Origin of the sequence: Aurantiacibacter xanthus, assembly GCF_003584015.1 — a bacterium.
GTDB lineage: Bacteria > Pseudomonadota > Alphaproteobacteria > Sphingomonadales > Sphingomonadaceae > Alteraurantiacibacter > Alteraurantiacibacter xanthus.
On sequence record NZ_QXFM01000020.1, the window covers coordinates 55,753 to 80,949 of the forward strand.

29 protein-coding genes are annotated in these 25,197 nt (G+C 65.8%); 15 read left to right on the plus strand and 14 right to left on the minus strand.

The features are described 5' to 3' along the window. Nucleotides 1-9: 9 nt before the first annotated feature. The 3 genes from atpD to D2V17_RS21160 all read left to right on the plus strand — a co-directional run bounded on the left by atpD (nt 10) and on the right by D2V17_RS21160 (nt 2,059). Nucleotides 10-1,467 carry a F0F1 ATP synthase subunit beta gene (gene atpD, locus D2V17_RS02885; protein ID WP_119591632.1) on the plus strand — a complete coding sequence of 486 codons (1,458 nt, stop codon included), beginning with the start codon at nt 10-12 and terminating at the stop codon, nt 1,465-1,467. 145 nt (nt 1,468-1,612) lie between these two features. Beyond that, on the plus strand, nt 1,613-1,870 hold the full coding sequence (locus D2V17_RS02890; protein WP_119591633.1) for an ATP synthase F1 subunit epsilon: 258 nt from the start codon (nt 1,613-1,615) through the stop codon (nt 1,868-1,870). Nucleotides 1,871-1,885: 15 nt separating this feature from the next. Beyond that, a complete protein-coding gene (locus D2V17_RS21160) occupies nt 1,886-2,059 on the plus strand; it encodes a hypothetical protein (RefSeq protein ID WP_191229046.1) in 174 nt (57 codons plus the stop codon). Between the two features lie 178 nt (nt 2,060-2,237). On the opposite strand, the gene D2V17_RS02895 is transcribed toward D2V17_RS21160, so the two are convergent. Continuing rightward, on the minus strand, nt 2,238-2,540 hold the full coding sequence (locus tag D2V17_RS02895) for an HNH endonuclease (RefSeq protein WP_119591661.1): 303 nt from the start codon (nt 2,538-2,540) through the stop codon (nt 2,238-2,240). A 47-nt stretch (nt 2,541-2,587) separates the two neighbouring features. Between D2V17_RS02895 and D2V17_RS02900 the strand changes: the two genes are divergently transcribed. Then, nucleotides 2,588-4,096, plus strand: coding sequence for a glycosyltransferase family 39 protein (locus D2V17_RS02900; RefSeq protein ID WP_119591634.1), 1,509 nt, complete (start codon nt 2,588-2,590; stop codon nt 4,094-4,096). 4 nt (nt 4,097-4,100) lie between these two features. Here the strand turns inward: D2V17_RS02900 and D2V17_RS20905 are convergent, their stop codons facing one another. Beyond that, entirely contained in the window at nt 4,101-5,042 is a 942-nt protein-coding gene (locus D2V17_RS20905; protein ID WP_220474054.1) for a DMT family transporter, read from the minus strand. Between the two features lie 155 nt (nt 5,043-5,197). Between D2V17_RS20905 and D2V17_RS02910 the strand changes: the two genes are divergently transcribed. Continuing rightward, nucleotides 5,198-6,751 (plus strand): TadA family conjugal transfer-associated ATPase, encoded by a 1,554-nt coding sequence (locus D2V17_RS02910; protein WP_119591635.1) that lies wholly within the window; start codon nt 5,198-5,200, stop codon nt 6,749-6,751. Nucleotides 6,752-6,753: 2 nt separating this feature from the next. Here the strand turns inward: D2V17_RS02910 and D2V17_RS02915 are convergent, their stop codons facing one another. Further along, on the minus strand, nt 6,754-6,984 hold the full coding sequence (locus tag D2V17_RS02915) for a hypothetical protein (RefSeq protein ID WP_119591636.1): 231 nt from the start codon (nt 6,982-6,984) through the stop codon (nt 6,754-6,756). Nucleotides 6,985-7,039: 55 nt separating this feature from the next. On the opposite strand from D2V17_RS02915, the gene D2V17_RS02920 reads away from it, so the two are divergent. Both D2V17_RS02920 and D2V17_RS21885 read left to right on the plus strand, forming a co-directional pair. Beyond that, a complete protein-coding gene (locus D2V17_RS02920) occupies nt 7,040-7,954 on the plus strand; it encodes a DMT family transporter (protein ID WP_245978477.1) in 915 nt (304 codons plus the stop codon). 83 nt (nt 7,955-8,037) lie between these two features. Next, the gene (locus D2V17_RS21885) at nt 8,038-8,166 is read left to right on the plus strand and encodes a hypothetical protein (RefSeq protein WP_281270528.1); all 129 of its coding nucleotides are present in this window, start codon (nt 8,038-8,040) and stop codon (nt 8,164-8,166) included. A 32-nt stretch (nt 8,167-8,198) separates the two neighbouring features. Here the strand turns inward: D2V17_RS21885 and D2V17_RS02925 are convergent, their stop codons facing one another. From D2V17_RS02925 to D2V17_RS02955, 7 genes are all read right to left on the minus strand, one after another. Beyond that, nucleotides 8,199-8,795, minus strand: a complete 597-nt coding sequence (locus D2V17_RS02925; RefSeq protein ID WP_119591637.1) for a DUF938 domain-containing protein — start codon at nt 8,793-8,795, stop codon at nt 8,199-8,201. Continuing rightward, on the minus strand, nt 8,792-9,403 hold the full coding sequence (locus tag D2V17_RS02930; RefSeq protein WP_245978479.1) for an NAD(P)H-binding protein: 612 nt from the start codon (nt 9,401-9,403) through the stop codon (nt 8,792-8,794). Before D2V17_RS02930 ends, D2V17_RS02925 begins: the two co-directional genes overlap by 4 nt. Nucleotides 9,404-9,473: 70 nt before the next feature. Further along, nucleotides 9,474-10,634, minus strand: coding sequence for a deoxyguanosinetriphosphate triphosphohydrolase (locus D2V17_RS02935; protein WP_119591638.1), 1,161 nt, complete (start codon nt 10,632-10,634; stop codon nt 9,474-9,476). Between the two features lie 105 nt (nt 10,635-10,739). Further along, nucleotides 10,740-12,161: an NAD(P)(+) transhydrogenase (Re/Si-specific) subunit beta gene (locus tag D2V17_RS02940; protein ID WP_119591639.1), complete on the minus strand. Its 1,422-nt coding sequence runs from the start codon at nt 12,159-12,161 to the stop codon at nt 10,740-10,742. Nucleotides 12,162-12,255: 94 nt separating this feature from the next. Then, entirely contained in the window at nt 12,256-12,540 is a 285-nt protein-coding gene (locus D2V17_RS02945) for an NAD(P) transhydrogenase subunit alpha part 2 (RefSeq protein ID WP_119591640.1), read from the minus strand. Between the two features lie 3 nt (nt 12,541-12,543). After that, nucleotides 12,544-13,665 (minus strand): NAD(P) transhydrogenase subunit alpha, encoded by a 1,122-nt coding sequence (locus tag D2V17_RS02950; RefSeq protein WP_119591641.1) that lies wholly within the window; start codon nt 13,663-13,665, stop codon nt 12,544-12,546. Nucleotides 13,666-13,685: 20 nt separating this feature from the next. Then, nucleotides 13,686-13,808 carry an aa3-type cytochrome c oxidase subunit IV gene (locus D2V17_RS02955; RefSeq protein ID WP_119591642.1) on the minus strand — a complete coding sequence of 41 codons (123 nt, stop codon included), beginning with the start codon at nt 13,806-13,808 and terminating at the stop codon, nt 13,686-13,688. A gap of 155 nt (nt 13,809-13,963) precedes the next feature. On the opposite strand from D2V17_RS02955, the gene D2V17_RS02960 reads away from it, so the two are divergent. After that, the gene (locus D2V17_RS02960; protein ID WP_119591643.1) at nt 13,964-15,385 is read left to right on the plus strand and encodes a sigma-54-dependent transcriptional regulator; all 1,422 of its coding nucleotides are present in this window, start codon (nt 13,964-13,966) and stop codon (nt 15,383-15,385) included. Nucleotides 15,386-15,502: 117 nt separating this feature from the next. Here D2V17_RS02960 and folP read toward each other — a convergent pair whose 3' ends face one another. Then, the gene (gene folP / locus D2V17_RS02965) at nt 15,503-16,627 is read right to left on the minus strand and encodes a dihydropteroate synthase (protein WP_119591644.1); all 1,125 of its coding nucleotides are present in this window, start codon (nt 16,625-16,627) and stop codon (nt 15,503-15,505) included. A gap of 242 nt (nt 16,628-16,869) precedes the next feature. On the opposite strand from folP, the gene D2V17_RS02970 reads away from it, so the two are divergent. Together D2V17_RS02970 and D2V17_RS02975 are read left to right on the plus strand one after the other, a co-directional pair. Next, nucleotides 16,870-17,823 (plus strand): DUF2971 domain-containing protein, encoded by a 954-nt coding sequence (locus tag D2V17_RS02970; RefSeq protein ID WP_220474055.1) that lies wholly within the window; start codon nt 16,870-16,872, stop codon nt 17,821-17,823. 105 nt (nt 17,824-17,928) lie between these two features. Further along, nucleotides 17,929-18,231, plus strand: a complete 303-nt coding sequence (locus D2V17_RS02975) for a GIY-YIG nuclease family protein (RefSeq protein WP_119591646.1) — start codon at nt 17,929-17,931, stop codon at nt 18,229-18,231. 58 nt (nt 18,232-18,289) lie between these two features. Here D2V17_RS02975 and D2V17_RS02980 read toward each other — a convergent pair whose 3' ends face one another. The 3 genes from D2V17_RS02980 to D2V17_RS02990 form a co-directional block, all read right to left on the minus strand. Beyond that, nucleotides 18,290-19,426 (minus strand): site-specific DNA-methyltransferase, encoded by a 1,137-nt coding sequence (locus tag D2V17_RS02980; RefSeq protein WP_119591647.1) that lies wholly within the window; start codon nt 19,424-19,426, stop codon nt 18,290-18,292. A 228-nt stretch (nt 19,427-19,654) separates the two neighbouring features. Then, on the minus strand, nt 19,655-20,584 hold the full coding sequence (locus D2V17_RS02985; protein WP_119591648.1) for a calcium/sodium antiporter: 930 nt from the start codon (nt 20,582-20,584) through the stop codon (nt 19,655-19,657). A gap of 4 nt (nt 20,585-20,588) precedes the next feature. Continuing rightward, on the minus strand, nt 20,589-21,236 hold the full coding sequence (locus D2V17_RS02990; protein WP_119591649.1) for a ribonuclease HII: 648 nt from the start codon (nt 21,234-21,236) through the stop codon (nt 20,589-20,591). Between D2V17_RS02990 and D2V17_RS02995 the strand changes: the two genes are divergently transcribed. The 5 genes from D2V17_RS02995 to D2V17_RS03015 all read left to right on the plus strand — a co-directional run. Further along, nucleotides 21,235-22,422: a PQQ-dependent sugar dehydrogenase gene (locus tag D2V17_RS02995; protein ID WP_119591650.1), complete on the plus strand. Its 1,188-nt coding sequence runs from the start codon at nt 21,235-21,237 to the stop codon at nt 22,420-22,422. The genes D2V17_RS02990 and D2V17_RS02995 overlap by 2 nt on opposite strands. A gap of 51 nt (nt 22,423-22,473) precedes the next feature. Then, nucleotides 22,474-22,998, plus strand: a complete 525-nt coding sequence (locus D2V17_RS03000) for a GNAT family N-acetyltransferase (RefSeq protein ID WP_119591651.1) — start codon at nt 22,474-22,476, stop codon at nt 22,996-22,998. 29 nt (nt 22,999-23,027) lie between these two features. Beyond that, nucleotides 23,028-23,579, plus strand: a complete 552-nt coding sequence (locus D2V17_RS03005; protein WP_119591652.1) for a DUF1285 domain-containing protein — start codon at nt 23,028-23,030, stop codon at nt 23,577-23,579. Further along, the gene (locus D2V17_RS03010) at nt 23,576-24,175 is read left to right on the plus strand and encodes a CoA pyrophosphatase (RefSeq protein ID WP_119591653.1); all 600 of its coding nucleotides are present in this window, start codon (nt 23,576-23,578) and stop codon (nt 24,173-24,175) included. The genes D2V17_RS03005 and D2V17_RS03010 overlap by 4 nt, the downstream gene beginning before the upstream one ends. Before the next feature lie 193 nt (nt 24,176-24,368). Further along, nucleotides 24,369-25,197 (plus strand): CCA tRNA nucleotidyltransferase (locus tag D2V17_RS03015; RefSeq protein ID WP_147367206.1); only part of this gene is annotated, 829 nt, incomplete at its 3' end.

Genomic DNA, 25,197 nt, shown 5'->3' on the forward strand with positions numbered 1-25,197 from the left:
AGGTAAACAATGGCTACCGCACCCGTCCTCAATCAGACCACCAATGGCTCGATCAGCCAGGTCATCGGCGCTGTCGTCGACGTGACCTTCCCCGGCGAGCTGCCCGCAATCCTCTCCGCGCTGGAGACGAAGAACGGCGACACCACGCTCGTCCTCGAAGTCGCCCAGCACCTCGGCGAGAACACCGTGCGCACCATCGCGATGGACGGCACCGACGGCCTCACCCGTGGTCAGGAAGTGATCTCGACCGGCAAGCAGATCTCGGTGCCGGTCGGACCCAAGACGCTCGGCCGCATCATGAACGTCGTCGGCGAGCCGATCGACGAACTCGGACCCATCGGTGCCGAGCAGACCGCCCCGATCCACGCCGAAGCCCCGCCCTTCCTCGAACAGTCGACCGAAGCGGCCATTCTGGTCACCGGCATCAAGGTCATCGACCTGCTCGCGCCTTACGCCAAGGGCGGCAAGATCGGCCTGTTCGGCGGTGCCGGCGTGGGCAAGACTGTGCTCATTCAGGAGCTGATCAACAACATCGCCAAGGGCCACGGCGGCGTCTCGGTGTTCGCGGGCGTCGGTGAACGCACCCGCGAGGGCAACGACCTCTACCACGAGTTCCTCGACGCCGGCGTTATCGCCAAGGACGAGAACGGCGTTGCCACCTCTGAAGGTTCGAAAGTGGCGCTGGTCTACGGCCAGATGAACGAGCCGCCGGGCGCACGTGCCCGCGTCGCGCTGTCGGGCCTGACCATGGCGGAATATTTCCGCGATCAGGAAGGCCAGGACGTGCTGTTCTTCGTCGACAACATCTTCCGCTTCACGCAAGCCGGTTCGGAAGTGTCGGCGCTGCTCGGCCGTATTCCTTCGGCGGTGGGCTACCAGCCGACCCTGTCGACCGACATGGGCAACCTGCAGGAACGCATCACCTCGACCACCAAGGGCTCGATCACCTCGGTGCAGGCGATCTACGTCCCCGCGGACGACTTGACCGACCCGGCTCCTGCCACCTCGTTCGCGCACCTTGACGCGACCACCACGCTGAACCGCGCGATTTCGGAGCTGGGCATCTACCCGGCGGTCGACCCGCTCGACTCAACCTCGCGCGTGCTGGAGCCGCGCGTTGTCGGCACCGAGCACTACGAGACCGCCCGCCGCGTTCAGGAGATCCTGCAGAAGTACAAGAGCCTGCAGGACATCATCGCCATTCTCGGCATGGACGAGCTGAGCGAAGAAGATAAGCTGACCGTGGCCCGTGCCCGCAAGATCCAGCGCTTCCTGTCGCAGCCGTTCCACGTGGCCGAGGTGTTCACCAACATTCCGGGCAAGTTCGTCCAGCTCGAAGACACGATCCGTTCGTTCAAGGCGGTTGTCGACGGCGAATACGACCACCTGCCCGAGGCGGCCTTCTACATGGTCGGCGGCATCGAAGAAGCGGTCGCCAAGGCCAAGAAGCTGGCCGAAGAGGCGTAAGCTTTCTCACTCCCCTCCCGCCTGCGGGAGGGGTCGGGGGTGGGCATGGGCCCGCAAGGGCCCACCCCGCTGCGACTAGGCCCTGCCACGGCAGGACCAAGTCTCACTGCCCCTCCCGCAAGCGGGAGGGGGTAAGGATGGAACAATGGCTCTGCATTTCGAACTCGTGACGCCGGAAAAGCTGGTCCGCTCCGAGGAGGTCCACATGGTGGTCGTCCCCGGGAGCGAGGGCGAGTTCGGCGTGCTTGAGGGCCACGCGCCCTTCATGTCGACGATTGCCGACGGCACGGTGCAGGTCTTCAAGACCGCCGGCGCGCAGCCCGAAAGCATCATGGTCCGCGGCGGCTTTGCCGAAGTGGGCGACAAGGGTCTGACCGTGCTCGCCGAGCATGTCGACGACTGACGAAGAGGCCGGGGCGTGAACACGCGCCCCGGCGTCTGCGCCCGCAAGCGGCGCTTTTCCAGCGAGGCCGAGGCCATCGCCGTGGCGCTCAAGGCCGAGATCACCTTGCGCCCCTATCGCTGCCAGCTGTGCCGCGACTATCACCTTACCAGCCGCACCAAGGGCATGAAGAGCCTGCCGCGCCGATAAGGGCGGAGCTTTCCTACAGACACGCGAACGTGGCACAGCTACGCACCTCGCCGCCATGTATCGAAGAGGAAAGCCGCGCGTGAATTCCGCCCAAGTGTCAACTTCGCCCCGCCGCATCAAGTTACTGATACAACTGGATAATCTGAGCAATGCCGGGACGGTCGCGCTGTCAACTTCGTCACCTTCGCTGACGGCGGGTGGGCGCGTGAAAGTCGGGCGGCTTGTCGGCAATCCAGCGCAGGAACTTGGCCACCTCCGCGTCAGCTACCAACGGCTCCCGCGCTCCGCCCAGACGCAAAAGCTGAGCGTTGGTGAAGCAGGCGTGGATCGTGCGATGGCAGATCGGATGGACCGGCACGGTTGTTTTGCCGCGCTTGGCCTTGGGCACGACATGATGGAATTGAACCCGCCGCCCGAGCGGTCGCTCACACAGCCAGCAGGTTGCATTGGCGCCAGTGGGCTGTTGGCTGGCAGGCTTCACCAGAGTAACCAAGCGCCTTCCCAAGGCTACGACAAGCCCGTTTCCCGATGAGAAAGACCTCGCCCGTGGCCATCCCGTCAAACCTGCAACACCGCAGCACCGGCCTTGGCGCCTACCTGCGCCACAACGGGCCCGGCCTGCTCGCGCTGCTGGCAGTGGTGCTGGCGACGCGCGTCATGTGGTTCGGCGATCCGGTGGCCGACTACGACGAGCAGCTCTATTCGTTCATCGGCTGGCGCTTGCAATATGGCGAGCTTCCTTACGTCGACTGGTGGGACCGCAAGCCGTTCGGCCTGTTCGCCATCTTCGGCCTCGCGCATCTGCTGTTCGGCCCCGGCCCCATCGCCTTTCAGATCGCTGCGGCCCTCGCGGCCTTCGCCTCCGGCTGGCTCACCTATGCCAATGCGCGGCTGATCGGCGGGCGGCTGGCGGCCACCTTTGCCGGGATGGTGACGGTGACGCTGCTGGCGCTCTACGGCAGCTACTCAGGACAGAGCGAGGTGTTCTTCACCCCGCTGTTGCTGGCGATGGTGCGGCTGCTGGCCGAACCCGACCATCGCGCATTCACCCGCCGGGCCGCGCTCGCCATGTTGATCGGCGGGATCGCGCTGCAGGTGAAATACACCGTCATTCCGCATTGCCTCGTGTTCGGGTGCTATGCGCTGTGGATCGAATATCGGCGCGGGGCGGATCTGGTAACACTGGCGAAGCGCGCGCTGCTGTTCGTCGCCCTCGGCCTGCTGCCCACCGTGCTGGTGGCCTTGCTTTACCTTGCCGCAGGCGGTTTCGATGCGTTTTTCTTCGCCAACTTCGTCAGCTTCTTCGACCGCCTGCCCGCACAGCAGGGGCGCTGGAAAAGCGGCTATCGCATCCTCACCGCACCGGTGGCGATCTTCACTATCGGTGGCATCTACGCCGCCTTTCGCATGTCCCGCCCGCGCGACTGGGCGGCATGGCGCCTGTTCGCGCTCTTTGGCGCTGCGTCGGTCGCCTCGGTGTTTCTGCCCAGCACGGTCTACGGCTACTATTTCGCCGGGTTCGCCGGCCCCGCCGCGCTGCTGGCGGTGCCGCTGTTCGACAGCAGGGCCGTGTTGCGCATCGCACTCAGCCTGCTTTTGCTGGGAAGCCTTGCCTACCTTCACAACATTCCCAACCGCAGCGAGCGGTCGCAGCAGGAACGGCACGCCGCCGACCGATTTGCCGCCGCCATTGCGCCCCACGTCGATGCGAAGAGCAAGTGCCTGTGGCTGTTCGACGGCCCCACCTCGCTTTACCGGATGACCGGCTCATGCGTGCCGACCCGGTTCGTCTATCCCGATCACCTCAACAACGCGCTCGAAACCGAGGCGCTCGGGATCGATCAGACCGGCGAGGTCGCGCGCGTGCTCGCCACTCGGCCCAGCGTCATCGTGACCGCCAATCGCCCCGTGACCCAGCAGAACCTGGAAGCAAATGCGCTGGTCAAGGCGGCGATCGCAGCCGATTACCGCGCTATCGCCACGGCCGGCATACAAAAGCGCACGCTCACCGCCTGGGTCCGCAAGACCGGGGAATGACCTGCTAGGCAGGTCGGCGCGTGCGCCCGTCGTGCCAGAGGTAGAGCCCGGCGCCGATAATGATCGCCGCACCCACGACGGCGAGCCCGTCCGGAACATCGTCGAAGAACACCCAACCCATCGTGATGGCCATCAGCAACTGGCCGTAGGTCATCGGCGCAACGGTGCCCGCCCCGGCCTTCGCCGTGCCCATGTAGATCAGCCATTGCGCCAGGGTCGCGGTGAATCCGATCAGCGCGCAGCGCGCCAGCACCGTCCAGTGCGGCCAGGTCAGCACGAAAGGCTCCAGACCACTGAGGTGCCCTGCGACCGTCACCGTGAGGAGGATAATCATTGCCGTGACCGACATGTAGTATTGCATCGCCAGCACGCTGGCGCGCCCGTGGACCTTGCGGTTGGCGATGATCGTCACCGCCATGGCGCAGGCGGCCATCAGCGGGAACAGCACGCCCCAGCCAGCAGCCTCGAAATTGGGCCGCAGCACGATAATCACGCCGACAAAGGCCATGCCACAAGCGATCCAGGTGCTCTTGCGCGCCCGTTCGCCAAGGAACATCATCGCCAGCAGCGCCGTGATCACCGGCTGGGTAAAGGCGATGGTGGTCGCCTCGGCCAGCGGCATCACCCAGACGGCGAAGAACATGCCGATGGCGGCACAGCTGATCGCCATCCCGCGCACCCATTGCAGCTTGTCGCGCGGAAGGGCGAGCGCCTTTACCCCTTCGCTGCGCGCCAGCAGGAGGGCCAGCAGCGCGCTGCCCACCACATAGCGTGTGGCCGCCATGGCCGGCGCGGGCCAGGTGCCCATCATCCCCTTCACGATCGCATCGCCGATCGAAAGGGTGCAGAAACCGGCAAGCGCATAAAGCAGGCCGGCGCGATCCGAATTGTGCATGAAGGTTCCGTCCCCGCTGATGCGCCCGCCTAGGCGGACGACGACGGCCATGCAATCGTTGGCGACTGGCGGCAACCATCTTGCGACCACCCGCGCACAAGCAGCCAATACCTTTGCGAAATCTTTACCAAGATTGCCCAGAAGCTGGCTGATTTCGTTAGGCAGGCGCGGGAATCGCGCGGCCGGACAGACAAAGAGGGACGGCAATGAGCGCATTCGGACGCAAGAACGGCGTCGGTGGACCGGGCGGCGGAGCGGGGTCTCGCCCCAGCTTCGGCATCGCCAAGCCGATGCGTACAGGCGCGCCCCCTTCCCCGACCGACCGCAACGCCAGCCAGACGTCAGGCGGCGAGCAGTTCCCGCCCATTCCCAACAGCGGCATTCCTCTGGAGCCCGGCGCCGAACCGGTCATCGTCAGCCCCCACGCCGATGCCATGAGCCGCCTCGCCGACCGCGTGAACGCCTCGGGCGAGGCTGGCGTCAGCGAAGTCGGCGGGTTCGAACAGTCGGTTCACAAGATCAAGGAACAGGTGCTGCCGCGCCTGCTCGAACGTGTCGACCCGGAAGCGGCGGCCACCCTCTCGAAGGAAGAGCTGTCGGAAGAATTCCGGCCGATCATCATGGAGGTGCTGGCCGAGCTGCGCATCACGCTTAACCGGCGCGAACAGTTCGCGCTGGAAAAGGTGCTGATCGACGAGCTGCTCGGCTTCGGCCCGCTCGAAGAACTGCTCAACGACCCTGACATTTCGGATATCATGGTCAACGGCCCGCAGCAGACTTACATCGAGCGCAAGGGCAAGCTGCAGATCGCGCCGATCCAGTTCCGCGACGAGGCGCACCTGTTCCAGATCGCCCAGCGCATCGTGAACCAGGTCGGCCGCCGCGTCGACCAGACCACGCCGCTGGCCGACGCCCGCTTGAAGGACGGCTCTCGTGTCAACGTGATCGTGCCGCCGCTGAGCCTCAAGGGCACGGCGATCTCGATCCGTAAGTTTTCCGAGAAACCGATCACCATCGACATGCTCAAGGGCTTCGGCTCGATGAACGAGAAGATGGCGACCGCGCTGAAGATTGCGGGCGCGAGCCGGATGAACATCGTGATCTCGGGCGGTACGGGCTCGGGCAAGACGACGATGCTCAACGCGCTGTCGAAGATGATCGATCCCGGCGAACGCGTGCTGACGATCGAGGACGCGGCCGAACTGCGCTTGCAGCAGCCGCACTGGCTGCCGCTCGAAACCCGCCCGCCGAACCTCGAAGGTCAGGGCGCGATCACCATCGGTGATCTGGTGAAGAACGCCCTGCGTATGCGGCCCGACCGGATCATCCTCGGCGAAATCCGCGGCGCGGAGTGTTTCGACCTCCTCGCCGCAATGAACACCGGCCACGACGGCTCGATGTGTACGCTGCACGCCAACAGCCCGCGCGAGTGTCTTGGCCGTATGGAAAACATGATCCTGATGGGCGACATCAAGATCCCCAAGGAAGCGATCAGCCGCCAGATCGCCGAATCGGTCGACCTGATCGTGCAGGTGAAGCGCCTGCGCGACGGTTCACGCCGCACCACCAACATCACCGAGGTGATCGGGATGGAAGGCGACGTGATCGTGACGCAGGAATTGTTCAACTTCGAATATCTCGACGAGGGCGAGGACGGCAAGATCATCGGCGAATACCGCAGCTCTGGCCTGCGCCCCTACACGCTGGAAAAGGCGCGTCAGTTCGGGTTCGATCAGGCCTATCTGGAGGCCTGCCTCTAGGCCTAGCCCTTCAGCCAGCCGCTGATCGCCAGTGCCATCAGCAGCAGCCCGAGCAGCGACGTCAGCGCGGCAATATCGCGCCAGGGCAACACGCCCACCGCATCGATATCGCGCCGGTTGCGGCGGCGACGCTCGCCCATGAAGGCGATGAACGAAAGCACCAGCATCGCCAGCCCCGCCAGCCCGATCAGGGTCGCGTCGCTGGCGAACAGCAGGAAGTCGGGCTCTTTCATGGGCGGCCATATGGGCATCGCTTGCCACCTGCGCAATCACCTCTAAGGCAGGCCCATGAGCGATAGCAATCTTGACCGGCCGATGCTGGCGCTGGCCATGCGGCTTGCCGGCATCATGGGTTTTGCCCTGATGGCGGCGCTGATCAAGCTGGCATCGCAGCGGGGCATCCATCTTGCCGAGATCATGTTCTGGCGGCAGTTCGTCACCCTGCCGCTGATTGCCGGCTGGGCCGTCTATGCGGGCGGGTTGCACCTGCTCGCCACCAAGCGGCCCAAGGCGCATCTGGCGCGCAGCCTTTATGGCATCGTGGGAATGCTGTGCAATTTCGGCGCGGTGATCCTGCTGCCGCTGGCCGAGGCGCAGACGATCAACTTCTCCGCCCCCATTTTCGCCGTGATCCTGTCGATGGTGCTGCTGCGCGAGCAGGTCGGGGTGTGGCGCTGGTCGGCGGTGCTGGCGGGCTTCGTCGGCATCCTCATCATCGCGCGCCCCGGCGATAGCGACATTGCGCTCGACGGCGCGCTGGTGGCGCTGGGCGGTGCCTTCATGATCGCACTGATCTCGATCCAGATCCGCGATCTCGGCAAGACCGAGAAGCCCTATGTGATCGTGTTCTGGTTCGCGCTCACCACCGTGGTGCTGACCGCACCGTTTCTGCCTTTCACCATGAAAGCCCACGGATGGCAGGACTGGCTGCTGCTGCTCGGCATCGGGCTGAGCGGCACCTGGGGGCAGCTCCTGATCACGATGGCGCTGCGCTATGGCAAGGTCGCGAGCGTGATCGTGATGGACTATTCGGCCATCGTCTGGGCGACGCTGCTGGGGTGGCTGATGTTTGCGAACCTGCCGCCCGCAACCACTTTCATCGGCGCACCGATTGTGATCGCGGCGGGGCTGGTGATCGCCTGGCGCGAGCGGGTGCTGTCACAGCGGGCATTTGTCGATCAGCGGCAGGCTACCGGAACCTGAAGCGCGTTCGGCGGTTTCCCCTGCAATCCCTCTCGGAGGCAGAAAAACGCCGTGAACCGAGGGGCTTCAGGAAAGGAATTGTCATGACCCGCAAGCTGATTCTCGCCGCCGCTACTGCCGCGCTCGCCTTTGCCGCCACCGCCTGTAACACCGTGAGCGGCGCGGGCGAAGACCTGCAGTCTGCATCCGACACTGTGAAGAACGAGATGTAATCCAACCCGGCGAGCACTATCGCAACCGGTCGTCAGCCTTCGCGGCGATAGACCAGCATCAGGTTGTTCGCCGGCATTGCGTGCCGCGCTGCGAGGGTCAGTCCCTCGGCGCGGCATAGCGCATCAAGCCACGCACGTTGGCGCAGCCCCCATGCGGGATTACGCGCCTTGAGGCTGGCGTCGAAGGCAAGGTTGGACGGCGCGGTTTCAACCTCCTCTTCGAGCCACGGCCCGTATAGGATCAACGGCGCGCCCGGGCCGAGCAAGCGGCCCGCCGCCGCTACCAGCCCCTCGGTGGCCGAGGTTGGGCTGATATGCGCCATGTTCGAGCAGAAGATCGCATCGGCGCGGTTGAGCGGCCACTGCGCGGCGCTCGCATCGAGCTGGACCGGTGGCAGGAGGTTCTCGCCCGGATAATCCTCGCGCCATGCCGCTATCGAGGCCAGCGCTTCGGGATCGGGATCGCTCGGCTGCCAGGTGATCTGCGGAAACAGCCCCGCGAAATGCACGCCATGTTCGCCCGTACCGCTCGCCACCTCAAGCACCAGACCGGACGGCGGCAGCTCTTTCGCCAGCACCTCGGCAATCGGCGCGCGGTTGCGCGCGGCGGCGTAGGCTTCGCGTTTCATGCCGACCTCGCCTGCGCAAAACCGCGCGCAAGGCGCTGGATCGCGTCGTAATCGTGAACGAATGTGCCGCGCGCCGGAGTGCGCACCGCCTGCAACAGGGCAGCCGCTGCATCCTGCGCCCTGACCGAGCGATAGCGCCGCTTCGATCCGTGCAGAAACAGGTCAGCCACCGGAGCCATGACCTGCCCGATCCCTTCGAGCACCCGCCGCTCGCCCTCGCGCTGGCCGCGCAGCAGACCGGGTCGCAGGATATCGAGCCGCGCAAAACCGAGCTTGCGCAGCCCCTCTTCCGCCTCGCCCTTCACGCTGAGGTAGTGCGCCTTCGCATGGCGATCCGCCCCCACCGACGAGAGATGCACAAACTGCCGCGCCCCCGCCTGCTGCGCCGTCTCGGCCACACGCAGCACCAGCGTGCAATCGACTTCGCGCAAGCCCTCACGGCCCGCCTTCGCCTGGGTCGTGCCAAGCGTGCAGATCACCGCATCGGGGGCAATCGTGGCGATGGCTTGCGGCCAGTCCTCGACCGGAGCGAGCATCATCTCCATCCGCCCGCCGCGCGGCAGCGGCACCTCGCGCCGTGCCAGCGCCAGCAGCGACAGGCCCGGCACCCCGCGCCCCTGAGCGATGACCTCGCCTCACACCAGCCCGGTCGCACCGACCAGCAGGACACGTGTGGGCTCAGACATTGGTCAGCCTGGCCGGGACTTCACCGAGGATGCGGCGGTATTGCTCGATGGCATAGCGGTCGGTCATCCCGGCGAGGAAGTCGGCGATATGCCTTGCGCGCTGCGGCTCTTGCGGCGGCAGGCTGGCGGTCCAGCCGGGCGGCATCAGCGAAGGGTCCTGATCATAGGCGGCATAGAGGCCGGCGATCACTTCGCGCGCGACACCGGCGGTCTGCAATTGCTCCTCGTGATAGTAGAGCCGCTGGTACATGAACTTTTTCAACCTGCGCTCGCGCGCTGCCATTTCCGGTGAGAAGGCCGCGATGGGCCTCCCGGCGGCGCGGATTTCGTCGGCGCTGGAAATGCCCGCAAGATTGGCCCGCGTGGTTTCGAGCAGGTCGTTCACCATCAGCCCGATCTGGCTGCGCACCAGCTCGCGCAAAAGCTGTTTCTCGTCGGCAGCGGGGAAACGGCGCTCAATGGCGCGGAACTCTGCCTCGATAAAGTCGAGCGTCAGCAGATCGTCGAGCTTGAGGAACCCGGCGCGATAGCCGTCGTCGATATCGTGGTTGTCGTAGGCGATGTCGTCGGCAAGCGCCGCCACCTGCGCTTCGAGCGAAGGCCACTGATCAAGATCAAGCGGAAAGGCCGCGTTCAGTTCCTGCAAGGCCCAGCGCGGTGCGCTCACAGGGCCGTTGTGCTTGGCTATGCCCTCCAGCAGCTCCCATGAGAGGTTAAGCCCGGGAATCCCGCAATAGGGGCTGTCGAGCCGCATCAGCACCCGCAAGGCATGTTCGTTATGGTCGAACCCGCCACGCGGCTCCAGCGCCGCATCGAGCGCTTCCTCGCCCGAGTGCCCGAACGGCGGATGCCCGAGATCGTGCGCGAGGCACAGCGCCTCGGTCAGATCCTCGTCGAGCCCGAGCTGGCGCGCGACCACCCGGCCGATCTGCGCCACTTCGAGGCTGTGGGTGAGCCGCACCCGGTAGTGATCGCCATCGGGCGCGACGAACACCTGCGTCTTGCCCGCGAGACGGCGGAAGGCGATCGAGTGGATGATGCGGTCGCGGTCGCGCTGGAACACGCTGCGCGGGCCGCGCGCGCCGTCTCCTTCCTGAGCGAATTCGCGCCCGCGCGAGGCGGCAGGATTGGCGGCATAGGGGGCAAGAGGCATGGGCCATGCGCTAGTGCGCGCGCCCTGCCCCCGCAACCGGAACATTTGCCGAACCTCGCCGCAGGGGGCGTGCTGCGCGCCGATTTCCTCCGGCGCGCGCCCTCCCTAGTCGGCAAGCGCCTTGTTGATCTCCTCGACCATCTTCTTGGCATCGGCGAGCAGCATCATGGTCTGGTCCATGTAGAACACGTCGTTGTCGACGCCCGCATAGCCCACCCCGCCCATCGAGCGCTTGATGAAGAACACCTGCCGCGCCTTGTCGACATCGAACACCGGCATCCCGTAGATCGGGCTCGACTTGTCGGTCTTGGCCGCCGGGTTCACCACGTCGTTCGCGCCGATGATGAAGGCGACGTCGCACTGGGCGAACTCGGAGTTGATGTCCTCCAGTTCGAACACCTTGTCGTAGTCGACGCTGGCTTCGGCGAGCAGCACGTTCATGTGCCCCGGCATCCGGCCCGCGACCGGGTGGATCGCGAACTTCACCTCGACGCCCTGTTCTTCGAGCAGGTCGGTCATCTCGCGCAAGGCGTGCTGCGCCTGCGCCACGGCCATGCCGTAGCCCGGTATGACGATGACCTTGTCGGCCTGTTTGAGCATGAAGGCGGCGTCGTCGGCGCTGCCCTGCTTGTAGGGCCGCTGCTCGCGCGCCTCGCGTGCGGGGCCACTCGCCTCGGCCCCGAATCCGCCCGCGATCACGGCGAGGAACTGGCGGTTCATCGCCCGGCACATGATGTAGGAGAGGATCGCCCCCGAAGCGCCGACCAGCGCGCCGGTGATGATCATCGCGGTGTTGTGGAGCGTAAACCCCATCGCCGCCGCCGCCCAGCCCGAGTACGAGTTGAGCATCGAGACCACGACCGGCATGTCGGCCCCGCCGATGGGGATGATCAGCAGGAAGCCGATCACGAAGGCGAGCACGGTCAACGCCACGATCAGCGGCAAGGTCGCCTCAGGTGCGGCCATGGCGAACAGCACGGTGAGCACGATAATCGCCGCGAGTGTGCCGAGGTTGATCACATGCCGCGCGGGCAGCAGGATCGGCGAGCCCTTCATCCGGCCCGAAAGCTTGGCAAAGGCGATGACCGAGCCCGAGAAGGTGATCGCACCGATGGCTATGCCCAGCGCCATCTCGATCTTGGAGACGGTGTTGATCCCGCCGTCCGCGTCGAGAATGCCGAAAGCCTCGGGGCTGAGATAGGCCGCCCAGCCCACCAGCACGGCGGCAAGGCCGACCAGCGAGTGAAAGGCCGCGACCAGCTCGGGCATCGCGGTCATGGCGATGCGGCGGGCGATGGTCACGCCGATGAGCGCGCCGATCAGGATCGCGACGCCGATCTCGACGATGTTCGCGATCTGGTGCGTGATCAGCGTGGTGATGACGGCAATGGCCATGCCGACCATGCCGTAGCGGTTGCCCTTGCGACTCGTCTCGGGGCTGGAGAGCCCGCGCAGCGCGAGGATGAAGAACACCCCCGCCACGAGATAGGCGAAGGCGACCCATGGGGAGAGAGCAAGGTGCGCCATCAGCCTGCCTTCCCCGTTCGCATCGAGCGAAGTCGAGATGCCGCGCGCCGTGTCTCGACTGCGCTCGACACGAACGGAAGCCGTGCAAGAGGCATCACTTCCTCTCCTTCTTCTTGTACATGGCCAGCATCCGCTCGGTCACGGCAAAGCCGCCGAAGATGTTGACGGAGGCCAGCACCACCGCGCCAAGGCCAACCCACTTGGCGAGCCCCTCCCCCGCCTCGGCCGCCGCAATCAGCGCGCCGACGATAATCACCGAGGAAATCGCGTTGGTCACCGCCATCAGCGGCGTATGCAGCGCGGGCGTGACCGACCACACGACGTAATAGCCCACGAAGCAGGCCATCACGAAGATCGACAGGATTGCGATAAAGTCCATGGTCTATCCCTTCAGCCTCTCGCTCACCACTGCGCCCCCGCGCGTCAGCCGCACGGCATCGCCGATCTCCTCGTCGAGCACCGGCTTGCCCGCCTCCTTGTCCCAGAAGGCGCTGAGGAAGTTGAACAGGTTGCGCGCATAAAGCGCCGAGGCGTCCGCCGCGAGGTGGGCGGGCGTGTTCGCATAGCCCATGATGAAGACGCCGTGCTTCTCCACCACCTGGTCGGGCACCGATCCCTCGACATTCCCGCCCTGTGCGACCGCAAGATCGAAGATCACGCTGCCGGGCTTCATCGTCGCGATCTGCGCGTCGGAGATCAGGCGCGGTGCGGCCCGGCCCGGAATCAGCGCGGTGGTGATCACGATGTCCTGCTTGGCGATATGGCTGGAGACCAGCTCGGCCTGCGCCTGCTGGTATTCCTCGCTCATCTCGGTGGCATAGCCGCCCGAGCCTTCGCCCTCGATCCCCGCCACACTTTCGACGAAGATCGGCTTCGCGCCGAGCGAGAGGATCTGCTCCCTGGTGGCCGAACGCACATCGGTCGCGCTGACCTGCGCGCCGAGCCTGCGCGCGGTGGCAATCGCCTGCAACCCCGCCACGCCCACACCCATCACGAAACACTTGGCGGCAGAAACCGTGCCCGCCGCCGTCATCATCATGGGAAAGGCGCGGCCATACTGGTTGGCGGCGGCCAGCACGGCCTTGTAGCCGGCAAGGTTCGACTGGCTGGAGAGCACGTCCATGCTCTGCGCCCGCGTGATGCGGGGCATGAATTCCATCGCCAGCGCCTCGAAACCGGCCGCAGCATAGGCATTAACCCGCTCGCGCTGCGCGAACGGATCGAACACCGCCGCCACCCAGGCTCCCGGCTTCGCCCCGGTCAGCGCCATCACGTCGGGCGCCTGCACGCCGAGCACGATATCGGCCCCGGCCACCGCCCCGGCGGCAGAGACGACCTCGGCGCCCGCCTCACGGTAGGCAGTATCAGCTATGGAGGCGGAAGCGCCTGCCCCCTCCTCCACTGCCATGGTTGCGCCCAGTGCGATGAATTTTTTCACCGTCTCGGGCGAGGCGGCCACTCGGGTTTCTCCGGCGGCCTGCTCTTTCAGTACCGCGATCCGCATCCTCTCTTACGCGGGTCGGGTCAGGAAACGAGGATGACGACGATCGCCACTATCACTGCCAGCAGCGGAACGGTCCACTTCAGCATGCCGATGAAGCCGGCATAGGTTTCGCGCGCGTCGTTCAGGTCTTGTTGTTGAGCCATGGGTATTCCTGCCTCTTACATGATGGAAATTGCTTCGATCCTTGCTCTATCTTCCCACGGCCCGGTGCTCAAGCTCTGCTTAAGGCCCTTTTTACCAACCATGGTTAAAAGCGACCTTTGCAATGGCCCGCTGCGGGCAAGGACAGTAGGAAACCATGGCCGAGCCTGAACAGCGCCTCTTGATGCTGATTGACGACGAGCCCGCGCAAAGCCGCCTGATCACGGCGCTTGCCGCGCGCGAAGGATGGCGCACGCTGGTGGTGGACGATGCCGAAAAGGCCATCGCCACCCTCGGCACGCGGCAGGGCATGCAACTTTCCGCCATCATCCTCGACCAGTGGGTGCCCGGCGACGAGGCCTGCGACCTGATCGCCGAACTGAAGAACCGCCGCCCCGCCCTGCCGATCCTGATGCTGACCGCCAGTACCTCGCCGCTGCTTGCGGTCGAAGCCATGCGCGCCGGGGCCACCGACTATCTGGTGAAACCCGTCGCGCCCGACCGGCTGATGCAGGCGCTGCGCAACTCTACCCATTCGGAAACCCCGCGCGACGAACTCACGCCGCTCACCGAGAAGATGCCCGCCGATCTCGACTTCGACGCGATGGTCGGCACCGCGCCCACCTTTCGCGATGCACTGGCCAAGGCGGCCAAGGCGGCGCGCGGCCACGGCACGGTGCTGATCGAAGGCGAAAGCGGCACCGGCAAGGAGATGCTGGTGCGCGCGATGCACGGGGCCAGCCCGCGCGCGAAGACAGCATTCCGCATGATCAACATCGCCGGCGTTTCGGCCAGCAGCCTCGAATCGCTGCTGTTCGGGCACGAGAAGGGCGCGTTCCCCGGCGCCTTCGAAAAGCAGGTCGGTGCCTTGCAGAACTGCGACGGCGGCACCCTGGTGCTCGACGAGGTGGACCGCCTGCCGCTCGACCTGCAGGACCGCCTGATCGAAGTGATGACCAACAATTCGGTCCGCCCGATCGGGGCCACCTATTCCTACAAGATCGACGTGCGGATCATCTCCGCCAGCAACCTGCCGCTGGCCGACCTCGCCGATGCCGGCCACTTCCGGTCCGAACTGCTCGACCTGATCTCGCGCACCACCATTCACCTGCCCCCCTTGCGCGAACGCAACCGCGATATCGGCGCGCTGACCCGCTACTTCCTGCACCGGATCGGCCAGCAGCCGGGCCTGCGCCCGCTTGGCATCACCTCCGATGCGCTGCGCCTGTTCGGTGCCTACGACTGGCCCGGCAACGTGCGCCAGTTGCAGACCGTGCTGTTCCGCGCCGCCGTGTTCTGCGAGGGCGACGCACTCACCGCCGACGACTTCCCGCAACTGCGCGAACTGGTCGGCGAGATCGAGCCCGTCGCCCGCTCGCCGATGCGCGACAGCGCGGGGGTGATGCTCTACACCGAAGACGGCAACCTGCGCCCGCTCGAGGAAATCGAGGCCGACGTGATCCGCCTCGCCATCGGCCACTATCGCGGCCGCATGACCGAAGTGGCGCGCCGTTTGGGCATTGGCCGCTCGACGCTGTACCGCAAGCTGAGCGACCTCGGGATCGACAACGCGGCGTGATTGGTTTTGCGAAAGCCCATCCGGGCTTTCGTCCTCGGTGCTGTTCCCTCCGCTTCGCTGCGGGGCACCTCCGGGCGGCCGGTCGGCCTTGCGGCCCCTGTGGGGCCGTTTGCCGCATCAGGAGACCAGCCCCGCAAAGTCGGTCAATGCCGCATCTCTCAGCCCGCGCCACACGTTGCGCGCCTGCACCGTCTCGAACACGTCGTGGACGCGCAGCAGGTGATAGCCCGCGTCCATCCCCAGTTGCGCCAGCGTCAGCGACCCGCCGAGCCGCTGGTGCGCCGCCACCTCGTTGCTGAGCGCACCGATCATCCGCTTCCGGCTCGCCCCCAGCAGCAGCGGCTGGCCCAGCGCATGGAACAGCGGCAGCGCATTGAGCAGCGCGAGGTTCTCCGCCAGCGTCTTGCCGAAGCCCACCCCCGGATCGAGCACGATACTCTCGCGCACGATCCCCGCCGCCAGCGCCGCATCGCGCCGCTCCTTCAGCCAGTCGAACACGTCGAAGGCGACGGCGGTGTAGGAGCCATCCCTGTGCAGCTCCTCGGCGGCCTCGACGCTCGCGCCGGGGGCGTGCATCAGGATCACCGGAGCCCCGCTCGCAGCGGCATAGGCCAGACTGCGCGGATCGTGGCGCAGGGCGGACACATCGTTGATCACATGCGCCCCCGCTGCGAGCGCCGCTTCCATCACCGCCGGTCGCCGGGTGTCGATGCTGACCGCCGCGCCCATCGCCGCGCAGACCTCAATCGCGGGGACGACGCGCTTGATCTCGTCGCCCTCCCACACGGTGGCCGCGCCCGGACGGGTACTCTCGCCGCCCACGTCGAGGATCGCCGCGCCCGCCTCGTGCATGGTGGCGGCCTGCGCACGCATGGCCGCGGGGTCGTCCATGAACTGGCCGCCGTCGGAGAAGCTGTCGGGGGTGACGTTGAGGATGCCCATCACCTGCGGCTGGTCGAGCCGGATCGTGCGCTCCCCGCATTGCAGCGGCGGGTGGACGCGCTGAAGGTCGGCCCACTGCGCCGCGCCTTCGTCTGCGAGGCCTGGGGACAGCTCCGCCAGCGCCGCATCCATGCCCGCGCGGGTGACGACCTGCCGCGACACCACCGCGCTGCCGGAGCGCACAATCACTGCCAACTCTCGCGCATAGACCATTGATCCGCCAAGACGAACAGCATCACCTTCGACCGCCTGCGGCCCGTTCACGGTGGTCAGCGGCTGGAGGTAGACGGTCTGGCTCATCGTTCAGCTTTCTGCGGCTTTTCCTGCAAGGGTGTTACAGGTGTGACAGAGTACAGGGGAAGAAAACCCTCTGCTCATTCTCTTGCACAGTTGCGGTTCCTTTGCGGGCGGTTCGCGCGCGGTTCAAGCACAGGTGGCGGGGCGTAGGAAAGGGGGTTTGGGGGTGCGCGAGCCTCGTGTGCATAGTCATGAGGTAGATTGGTTGGTTGTGCACGGTAAAGTTTGGAGCCATGTCAACAACTATGGATGACCAAGCTTTGATGAACCTTTTCGTATCGCACCTGATCGAACGCGTCGAACGCCTCAAAGACGGCTCGCGGCTCGTCCACTACACGTCGGCCGACAACGCCTATAAGATCATCGCGGGAAAACAGGTTTGGCTCAGAAATGCGCACCTGATGAACGATTACTCTGAAATGCGTCATGGGCTGGAATGTTTGCGAGCAGCTTGGAACTCTTCCGCTGGCGTCGAACTTCAACAATGGTTAGATAATAGTTGGCAGGGAATTAAGGAAGAAATCGAAAACACGTTCAACAACCATGCCACAAGCATGATCGACGACACTTACATGATTTGCCTGTCGGAGCATGATGACGATGAGGATAGCTATGGGCGCCTTTCCATGTGGCGTGCCTATGGCGGGCACGCAGGCGTGGCTTTGGTTCTGAACACCGCAACATTTCTCTCAGAAACTGACGCATTGGCAGTTTATTCAATGCCAGTCGTGTATCGAGATCAGGACCAATTCGTAGAATGGTTCCAGAGTTGGGCTGCGGCCATTATGGACGCAGGTGATACAATAACCAAGATCGACCGGCAGATTATCCTGAACCTGTTTTTCCATGCCTTCCGGTCTTTCGTGCTTGCTACGAAGCACCCGGGCTTCAAAGAAGAACGCGAGTGGCGAGTGTACCACTCACCTTCACTCGACGGCACCTCGCCGTGGATCGACATCTCAATAGAGACAGTCGGCGGTGTTCCACAGCAGGTGGTGAAGTTGGCACTCAAAGATGACCCCGAGGTTGGTGTTGTGGGGGCCGCGCCAGAAACACTGATCAATAAGGTCATCATAGGCCCTTGTGAAACGCCGCTTCCTATTCGTATGGCGCTAGGCCAAGCGATGGAAGCCGCTGGTGTACAGGAGCCTTGGAGCAAAATCGGGATGTCCTTCATTCCGTTGCGCGATAGGCAATAGGAGCGTGACCGCCTTGGTGTGTTGTCACTTGCCCCCCTCTCGTCGCCCCGTGCTTGACACGGGGCTCGGCTTTTCTTTTCCCGCCATCCCCGCAATAAACGGGCAATGGATAAGGGTGGCTGGGTCTACATCATGGCAAACCGCTATCGCGGCGGCATGTATGTCGGCGTGACATCAAATGCCATGGCCCGGATCGCCCGGCATCGCGAGGGAACAGGGTCGCGCCATGTCGCCGATTTCGGAAAGACCCGGCTCGTGTACATCGAGCGGCACGAAGAGATCGAGCAAGCGATAGCCCGCGAGAAACTCGTCAAGAAATGGCGGCGCGAATGGAAATTCGCGCTGATCGAAGCCGACAATCCCGATTGGGACGACCTGTGGGAGCGCTGGTTTGCACCGGAAGATTAGCCAAGCCCCGTGTCAAGCACGGGGCGACGATGGAAGCTCTCACAACGCCGCCGCCCCCTCAATCCTCCACACTCAGCAAATAGAGCTGCCTTGCCGCATCGATCGGCTTGATCTCGCCATCGCGCTCGTAGTGCCAGAAGGTCCAGCCGTTGCAGCTCGGTGCGCCTTGCAGCGTCTTGCCGACATGGTGGATCGAGCCGCTTTCCTTCCCGCACAGCAGCGAGCCATCGGCCCGCACCTGCGCGCGCCAGCGGCGCTTCTTGTCGAATACCTCGGTGCCCGCCGGCAGCAGCCCCGCCTCGACCACCGCGCCGAAGGCCACGCGCGGCTGGCTGCGGGCGCTCTGCATCGTGGTCAGCGCGCTTTCGTCGAGCGGCAGCTCCTTGGCGATACGCGCCGTCGCCACCTTGCGGTAGGCCGCTTCGCGCTCGCAGCCGATCCAGTCGCGGCCCAGACGCTTGGCCACCGCGCCGGTGGTGCCGGTGCCGAAGAACGGGTCGAGCACGACATCGCCCTTCTCGGTGGTGGCGAGCAGCACGCGGTACAGCAGGCTTTCCGGCTTCTGCGTGGGGTGGGCCTTGTGACCGTCGTCGCCCTTCAGCCGCTCGCCGCCCGAGCAGATCGGCAGCACCCAGTCGCTGCGCATCTGCAACTCGTCGTTCAGCGTCTTCATCGCGCGGTAGTTGAAGTGATAGCGCGCCTTTTCGCCCTGGCTCGCCCACAGCAGCGTCTCGTGCGCATTGGTGAAGCGGGTGCCGCGGAAGTTCGGCATCGGGTTCGACTTGCGCCAGACGATGTCGTTGAGCAGCCAGAACCCAAGATCCTGCATGATCGCGCCAACGCGGTAGATGTTGTGGTACGAGCCGATCACCCACAGCCCGCCGTCGGGTTTCAGGATACGTTTGCACTCGGTCAGCCATTCGCGGGTGAAGGCGTCGTAGGCGGCGAAGCTGTCGAAGCGGTCCCAGTCGTCGGTAACGGCATCGACGTGGCTGCCGTCTGGGCGGTTGAGGTCGCCGCCGAGCTGGAGGTTGTAGGGCGGGTCGGCGAAGACGAGATCGATACTCGCATCGGGCAGCTTGCGCATTTCCGACACGCAGTCGCCCGCGAGAATCTGCCCCAGCGGCAGCTCGGTCTTCGGCGCTATTTTCACCCGTGCCGGGCGCGCGGCCCGGACTAACGTCAATTCACCCATGAACTCGTCGTCCCTCACTTATCCACAAGCTTCTGAGTCCTCGGGACTCGCCAGTCAAGCCGGCGTGTGAACGGCCGGACCCCAAAATGCGGGGTGCGACTCGGGCGAACGAAAGGGGAATGACACCAGATGTTGAGTCCCGCATTGGCGGCGAGACTCGACATGATGGGGTGTTGCACGCAAGACTCGCGCCCCGGAAATCGGGCGAATTTATTTTTCGGAGAGTCGCTAGAGCACGAAGACCACCGCAGTGTTGGCGGCAAAGCCGGCCAGCAGCACCAGGCCCAGCCCCCGCCCCAGCCGCCTGGCATAGCGGCACAGCCCGAGGATCAGCAGCGCGCTGGCCACCAGCACCGGCCACTCTATGTCCACCAGCTCGATCGGGACCGCCTGCGGGGCGATGGTCATGGTCACGCCGCCGATCAGCAGCAGGTTGAACAGGTTGGAGCCAACCACATTGCCGATCGCCAGCTCGCTGCGCCCGCGCAGGGCGGCAGCGGCGGTGGCGGCGAGTTCGGGCAGCGAGGTGCCCACCGCCACCACGGTGAGGCCGATGGCCGTTTGCGAAACGCCCGCCATTTGTGCCAGTTCGATGGCTCCGCCCACCAGCAGGTCGCCGCCGCCGACCAGCGCCGCGAGGCCGCCGCCGAATTGCAGCAGCGCCAGCCACCAGATTGGATCGCCGTCATCGTGATCGTCGTCATCCTCGCCCGTGTCGGGGAGCTGGCGCAGCCGCCACAGGATATAGGCCACCAGCGAGGCCAGCAGTGCCATGCCCAGCACCGGCGAGGCCCACTGCCCATAGGTCACCAGCCACAGGACCAGCGCCGCCAGCAGCCCAATCAGCGCGTCGCGCTTGCCGATCCCGCGCATGGCAATCGGCGCGATCAAAGCCGCCGCGCCGAGGATCAGCAGCGAATTGGCGATGTTCGAGCCGACGATATTGCCCCAGGCGATCCCTGGCGATCCGAGCATGGCGGCCTGCACGCTCGCCACCAGTTCGGGCATCGAGGTCGCCGCGCCGACCACCACCAGCCCGGTAATCAGCGGCGAAATGCCGAGCATCCGCGAAATGCCCACGGCTCCGCGCACCAGCAGCTCCCCGCCCACCGCCAGCGCGATGAGGCCGCCGAGAACGGCAAGGATCGAGAGCATCATCGGATCATGGGTCCTGTAGCGACATTTCCAGCTGGGCGACGGGTGCAAAGCTGCGGCGGTGCAGCGGGCTTGGCCCATGAATGCGCAGCGCAGCGCTGTGTTCCTTCGTGCCATAGCCCTTGTTGCGCTCCCACCCGTAATACGGGTGCGCGAGGGCCGCTTCGCACATCAGACGGTCGCGGTATTCCTTGGCGAGGATCGAGGCCGCGCCGATGGCCGGTTCGATTCCGTCGCCGCCGACGATGGCGCGCGCGGGCCAGCGCCAGCTTGCGGTGCGCCCGGCAGGCGTGAGGTTGCCGTCGATCAGCGCCTCGGCAGGGTCCGCGCCGCGCACCGCGCAAAGCCGCTCCATCGCCTGCGCCATCGCCAGCATGGTGGCGGCGAAGATGTTGATGCGGTCGATCGTTGCGGCATCGACCACGCCGATCCCGAAGGCGCAGGTCTGGCGGATTTCCTGTTCGAGCACCGCACGGCGGCGGGCGGTCAACTTCTTGGAATCGCCCAGACCTTCCGGCGCAGGCTTGCACAGCACCACGGCAGCCGCCACAACCGGCCCTGCCAGCGGCCCGCGCCCCGCCTCGTCGACCCCGGCAATGCAGCCGGGCGCGGCGAAGGGCCGTTCGAAGCCGGATAAGGGAGAGCCCGAAGTCATGCGCAAGTCGATCCTTTCCACCCCATTGTTCACAGTGTCCCTCGTGCTCGCAAGCTGTAGCGGGGTCGGTGCCGGGGATAGCGCGGCACAGGAACCCGCTGCTGTCTCGGCCGGAGAGGTGGTTGCGCTGGAAGACGGCCCGCCCTTCACCGTCACCAGCCACGGCACCTTCGCCGAACCATGGGCCATTGCCGAGGAACCGGGCACCGGCAACTTCCTGATCACCGAGAAGGCGGGCACGGCCAAGCTGTTCCGCCCCGCCGATGGCCGCGTGCTTGATGTCAGCGGCCTTCCCGAAGTGGCCTATGGCGGACAGGGCGGGCTCGGCGATGTCGCCTTCGCGCCCGACTATGCCCAGAGCGGCACGGTCTACATCAGCTGGGCCAAGGCCGACGAAGACGAAGCCCGCCGCGCCGCTCTCGGCCGGGGCAAGCTGGTCTGCGGCGAAGACAGCTGCGCGCTCGAAGGCTTCACCCAGATCTGGCAGCAGAGTGTCGCCATCAAAAGCAACGGCCATTTCAGCCACAAGATCGCCTTCTCGCCCGATGGCCAGCACCTGTTTCTCTCCAGCGGCGACCGCCAGCAGGGCGACCCCGCGCAGGACCGCAGCAACAACCTCGGCGCGGTGCTGCGCCTCAACCTCGATGGCACCCCCGCCGCAGGCAACCCCTTTGCCGCCGAGGGCAGCCCCGCCGACCAGATCTGGACCTACGGCCAGCGCAACATCCTCGGCCTCAAGTTCGACGCTGTGGGCAACCTGTGGGAACTGGAACATGGCCCGCGCGGTGGCGACGAACTGAACCTCGTGGTCGAAGGCGCGAACTATGGCTGGCCCACCCGCTCCAACGGCGTAAACTACGACGGCAGCGACATCCCCGATCACACGGCGGACGACGGTTTTACCAAACCAGCGCTGTTCTGGACCCCGGTCATCGCGCCGGGCGACATGATCGTCTATTCGGGCGACCTGTTCGCGGGCTGGCAAGGCCAGATCCTGATCGCCAATCTCGGCAGCACCTCCATCGTGCGCGTCGCCCCCGATGCCGCGAACGCCTCCGCCACCGAAGAGGCACGCTATGCCTTCCCCAAGCGTCTGCGCGATATCGTCGAGGCGAGTGACGGCGCAATCTGGGTGATCGAGGACGGCGGCGACGGACGACTCCTGCGCCTCACGCCCGCGCCCTGAGCCACAATTCGATTGCAGACCGCCGCGCCCGATCCTAATCGCGCGCGGCCCATGGTCGATTCTCTTGCCTCCACCACGCTGGTGCCTCTGAGCGCCGTCGATCCCTCGCTGGTCGAGCAATTGCTCGACCGTGCCTTCGGACCGGACCGCCATGAGCGCACCGCCTACAAGGTGCGCGAAGGCACCGAGTGGCTCCCCGCCCTGAGCTTTGCCGCCATCGACGAGCAGGAACTGCTGGTCGGCACGATCCAGGTCTATCCGGTCGCGCTGACCGACGAGGAAGGCCGCCGCCATCCGATGCTGATGGTCGGCCCGGTGGCGGTGGTTCCCGAGCGGCAGAGCGAAGGCTTCGGCACCACGCTGATGCTGGCCATGGCCTCCAGCCTCGATCCTGAAACGGCCTTGCCGCAGGTGCTGATCGGCGATGCGCCCTACTACGGCCGTTTCGGCTTCGTCGCCGCGCCGACGCAAGGGTGGACCATCGCCGGGCCTTACGACAAGGACCGCCTGCTCGTGCGAGCGCCCAATGTCGCCGTGCTGCCGGAAAAGGGCACGCTGGGGCCTTGGATCGGCTGACGCTCTCTGGCATCGCTGCGTAAACAGCCATGCCATACGAAGCTCCACCTGACCTTGCCTCCCTCTCGCTCGAGCAGATTGCCCGCGCGGTGGAAGAGCGGCGTCTGCCGCCGGTCGAGCAATGGAGCCCGAGCGAGGAAATCGACAGCCTGATGCGGATCGCTGCCGACGGCACATGGTTCCACGATGGCGGCCCGATCACCCGCCCCGCCATGGTGCGCGCCTTTTCCTCGCTGCTGGTGAAGGACGAGCGCGGCCAGCACTGGCTGATGACCCCGCAGTGCCGGCAGTCCATCGCGGTGGACGATGCGGCTTTCCTCGCGGTCGACATGAAGGTGGATGGCGGCGCGCTGGCCTTCCGCCTCGGCACCGACGAACTGGTAATCGCCGGGCCGGACCACCCCTTGCGCGCCGAGGGCGATCCTGAGTGCCCCGCCATCTATCTCGCCGTGCGTCACGGCACCGAAGCGCGGCTCGACCGCTCGACCTGGTTGCAACTGGCCGAGCACGCTCTGGCTGAGGGCGGCGAGGAGCTGGAGATCACCAGCGCGGGCGCAACGTTCTCGCTGGTGCCGCGATGAGCCTGCTGTTCGACCGCCTCACGCGCGTGTTCGCCGAAAGCCGCGACGTCGGCTTTGCCGGCCTGCGCGACGATAGCGACGTGACCAGCGGCATTCTGCGCCCGGCCGCGGTGCTGATCGCGGTGACCGACCGGCCCGATCCGGGCATCCTGCTCACCCACCGCCCCGACACCATGCCCAAGCACCCCGGTCAGGTCGCCTTCCCCGGCGGCAAGCTTGAGGCGGGCGAGGACGCGGTGGCCGCCGCGCTGCGCGAGGCCGATGAAGAGCTGTCGATCGCGCCCACGGCGGTGCGGGTGATCGGGCAGACGCAGAGTTTCGTCACCGGCTCGGGCTTCGAGCTGACCCCGGTGCTGGGTGTGGTTCCGCACGATCTGCCGATCCGGCCCGACCCGCGCGAGGTGGCGGGCTGGTTCGAGGTGCCGCTTCGCTATGCGCTCGACCAGCGCAACCATGTGGCGAAGACGGGCCTGTTTCGCGGGCACCAGCGCAGCTACACCGAGATCGTGTGGGAAGATCACCGCATCTGGGGCATCACCGCGGGCATTCTGGCGAACCTGTCGCACCGGCTGGCCTGGGAAGAGCTGCTCGATTGATCGGGCGGGGCCTGCGCCCCTCACGCGGCGCCCCTATCCCACGCACTGCTCGCCCCCTATCCCCACTCTCCGCTCACCCCCTATCCCCACCCTCCGCTCACCCTGAGCTTGTCGAAGGGTCGTCTTTGGTTCTAGCGCCGCCATCAAGAAGAAGGACAATCCTTCGACAGGCTCAGGATGAGCGGCGGTGAGTATGAGTCACGTAGTATTGCAGGCAGACTGGACCGCGCGCGAAGACCTCGCGCAGTTGGTCGGCGTCCTCGGCGCGGACAACCTGCGCTGGGTCGGCGGCGCGGTGCGCGACAGCCTGCTCGGGGCCGAGGTCCACGATATCGACGCTGCCACCACGCTCCACCCGCAAGCGGTGATGGCCGCGCTGAACGAGGCCGGGATCAAGGTCATCCCCACCGGGATAGACCATGGCACCGTCACCGCCGTGCTGGCGGACGGGAATGTCGAGATCACCACCCTGCGCAAGGACGTCGCCACCGATGGCCGCCGCGCGACAGTCGCCTTCGCCGAAGACTGGGCGGAAGACGCAAGCCGCCGCGATTTCACCATCAATGCGCTTTACGCCCATCCGCTCAGCCTTGAAATCTCAGACTATTTCGCGGGCCTTGCCGACCTTGACGCCCGCCGCGTCCGCTTCATCGGCGAGGCGCGCGAGCGGATCGCGGAGGACCACCTGCGCATCCTGCGCTACTACCGCTTTCAGGCCCGCTTCGGAGCCATGCTCGACGGCGAGGCGGAGGAAGCCTGCGCCGATATGGCGGCCACACTAAAGGGCCTGTCGCGCGAGCGGGTGGCGGGCGAATTGCTCGCCCTCCTCGCGCTGCCCGAGCCGCTGGCCACGGTCGAGCGCATGTTCGCGCGCGGGGTGCTGCCGGTTGTCCTGCCCGAGGTCACGGCGGCGACCATGGCCGAGCTTGCCGCGCTGATCGCCTTCGAGCAGGCACAAGTCGCCAAACCCGCGCCGCTGCGTCGGCTGGCGGCGATGCTGCCCGCCGAACCGAAGCTGGCCG

Excerpts from the sequence above, each read along its gene's own strand:
- D2V17_RS02985 (WP_119591648.1), bottom strand. The coding sequence starts at position 20,584 with ATGATGCTCTCGATCCTTGCCGTTCTCGGCGGCCTCATCGCGCTGGCG.
- D2V17_RS21885 (WP_281270528.1), top strand. The coding sequence starts at position 8,038 with ATGACCCGCAAGCTGATTCTCGCCGCCGCTACTGCCGCGCTCGCCTTT.
- D2V17_RS02980 (WP_119591647.1), bottom strand. The coding sequence starts at position 19,426 with ATGGGTGAATTGACGTTAGTCCGGGCCGCGCGCCCGGCACGGGTGAAA.
- D2V17_RS02990 (WP_119591649.1), bottom strand. The coding sequence starts at position 21,236 with ATGACTTCGGGCTCTCCCTTATCCGGCTTCGAACGGCCCTTCGCCGCG.
- folP (WP_119591644.1), bottom strand. The coding sequence starts at position 16,627 with ATGAGCCAGACCGTCTACCTCCAGCCGCTGACCACCGTGAACGGGCCG.
- D2V17_RS03005 (WP_119591652.1), top strand. The coding sequence starts at position 23,028 with ATGCCATACGAAGCTCCACCTGACCTTGCCTCCCTCTCGCTCGAGCAG.
- D2V17_RS20905 (WP_220474054.1), bottom strand. The coding sequence starts at position 5,042 with ATGGCCGTCGTCGTCCGCCTAGGCGGGCGCATCAGCGGGGACGGAACC.
- D2V17_RS02910 (WP_119591635.1), top strand. The coding sequence starts at position 5,198 with ATGAGCGCATTCGGACGCAAGAACGGCGTCGGTGGACCGGGCGGCGGA.
- D2V17_RS02920 (WP_245978477.1), top strand. The coding sequence starts at position 7,040 with ATGAGCGATAGCAATCTTGACCGGCCGATGCTGGCGCTGGCCATGCGG.
- D2V17_RS02935 (WP_119591638.1), bottom strand. The coding sequence starts at position 10,634 with ATGCCTCTTGCCCCCTATGCCGCCAATCCTGCCGCCTCGCGCGGGCGC.
- D2V17_RS02900 (WP_119591634.1), top strand. The coding sequence starts at position 2,588 with ATGAGAAAGACCTCGCCCGTGGCCATCCCGTCAAACCTGCAACACCGC.
- D2V17_RS02975 (WP_119591646.1), top strand. The coding sequence starts at position 17,929 with ATGGATAAGGGTGGCTGGGTCTACATCATGGCAAACCGCTATCGCGGC.
- D2V17_RS02890 (WP_119591633.1), top strand. The coding sequence starts at position 1,613 with ATGGCTCTGCATTTCGAACTCGTGACGCCGGAAAAGCTGGTCCGCTCC.
- D2V17_RS02945 (WP_119591640.1), bottom strand. The coding sequence starts at position 12,540 with ATGGACTTTATCGCAATCCTGTCGATCTTCGTGATGGCCTGCTTCGTG.
- D2V17_RS02970 (WP_220474055.1), top strand. The coding sequence starts at position 16,870 with ATGGATGACCAAGCTTTGATGAACCTTTTCGTATCGCACCTGATCGAA.
- D2V17_RS02955 (WP_119591642.1), bottom strand. The coding sequence starts at position 13,808 with ATGGCTCAACAACAAGACCTGAACGACGCGCGCGAAACCTATGCCGGC.
- D2V17_RS03000 (WP_119591651.1), top strand. The coding sequence starts at position 22,474 with ATGGTCGATTCTCTTGCCTCCACCACGCTGGTGCCTCTGAGCGCCGTC.
- D2V17_RS02915 (WP_119591636.1), bottom strand. The coding sequence starts at position 6,984 with ATGAAAGAGCCCGACTTCCTGCTGTTCGCCAGCGACGCGACCCTGATC.
- D2V17_RS02950 (WP_119591641.1), bottom strand. The coding sequence starts at position 13,665 with ATGCGGATCGCGGTACTGAAAGAGCAGGCCGCCGGAGAAACCCGAGTG.
- atpD (WP_119591632.1), top strand. The coding sequence starts at position 10 with ATGGCTACCGCACCCGTCCTCAATCAGACCACCAATGGCTCGATCAGC.
- D2V17_RS02940 (WP_119591639.1), bottom strand. The coding sequence starts at position 12,161 with ATGGCGCACCTTGCTCTCTCCCCATGGGTCGCCTTCGCCTATCTCGTG.
- D2V17_RS02960 (WP_119591643.1), top strand. The coding sequence starts at position 13,964 with ATGGCCGAGCCTGAACAGCGCCTCTTGATGCTGATTGACGACGAGCCC.
- D2V17_RS02995 (WP_119591650.1), top strand. The coding sequence starts at position 21,235 with ATGCGCAAGTCGATCCTTTCCACCCCATTGTTCACAGTGTCCCTCGTG.
- D2V17_RS02925 (WP_119591637.1), bottom strand. The coding sequence starts at position 8,795 with ATGAAACGCGAAGCCTACGCCGCCGCGCGCAACCGCGCGCCGATTGCC.
- D2V17_RS03010 (WP_119591653.1), top strand. The coding sequence starts at position 23,576 with ATGAGCCTGCTGTTCGACCGCCTCACGCGCGTGTTCGCCGAAAGCCGC.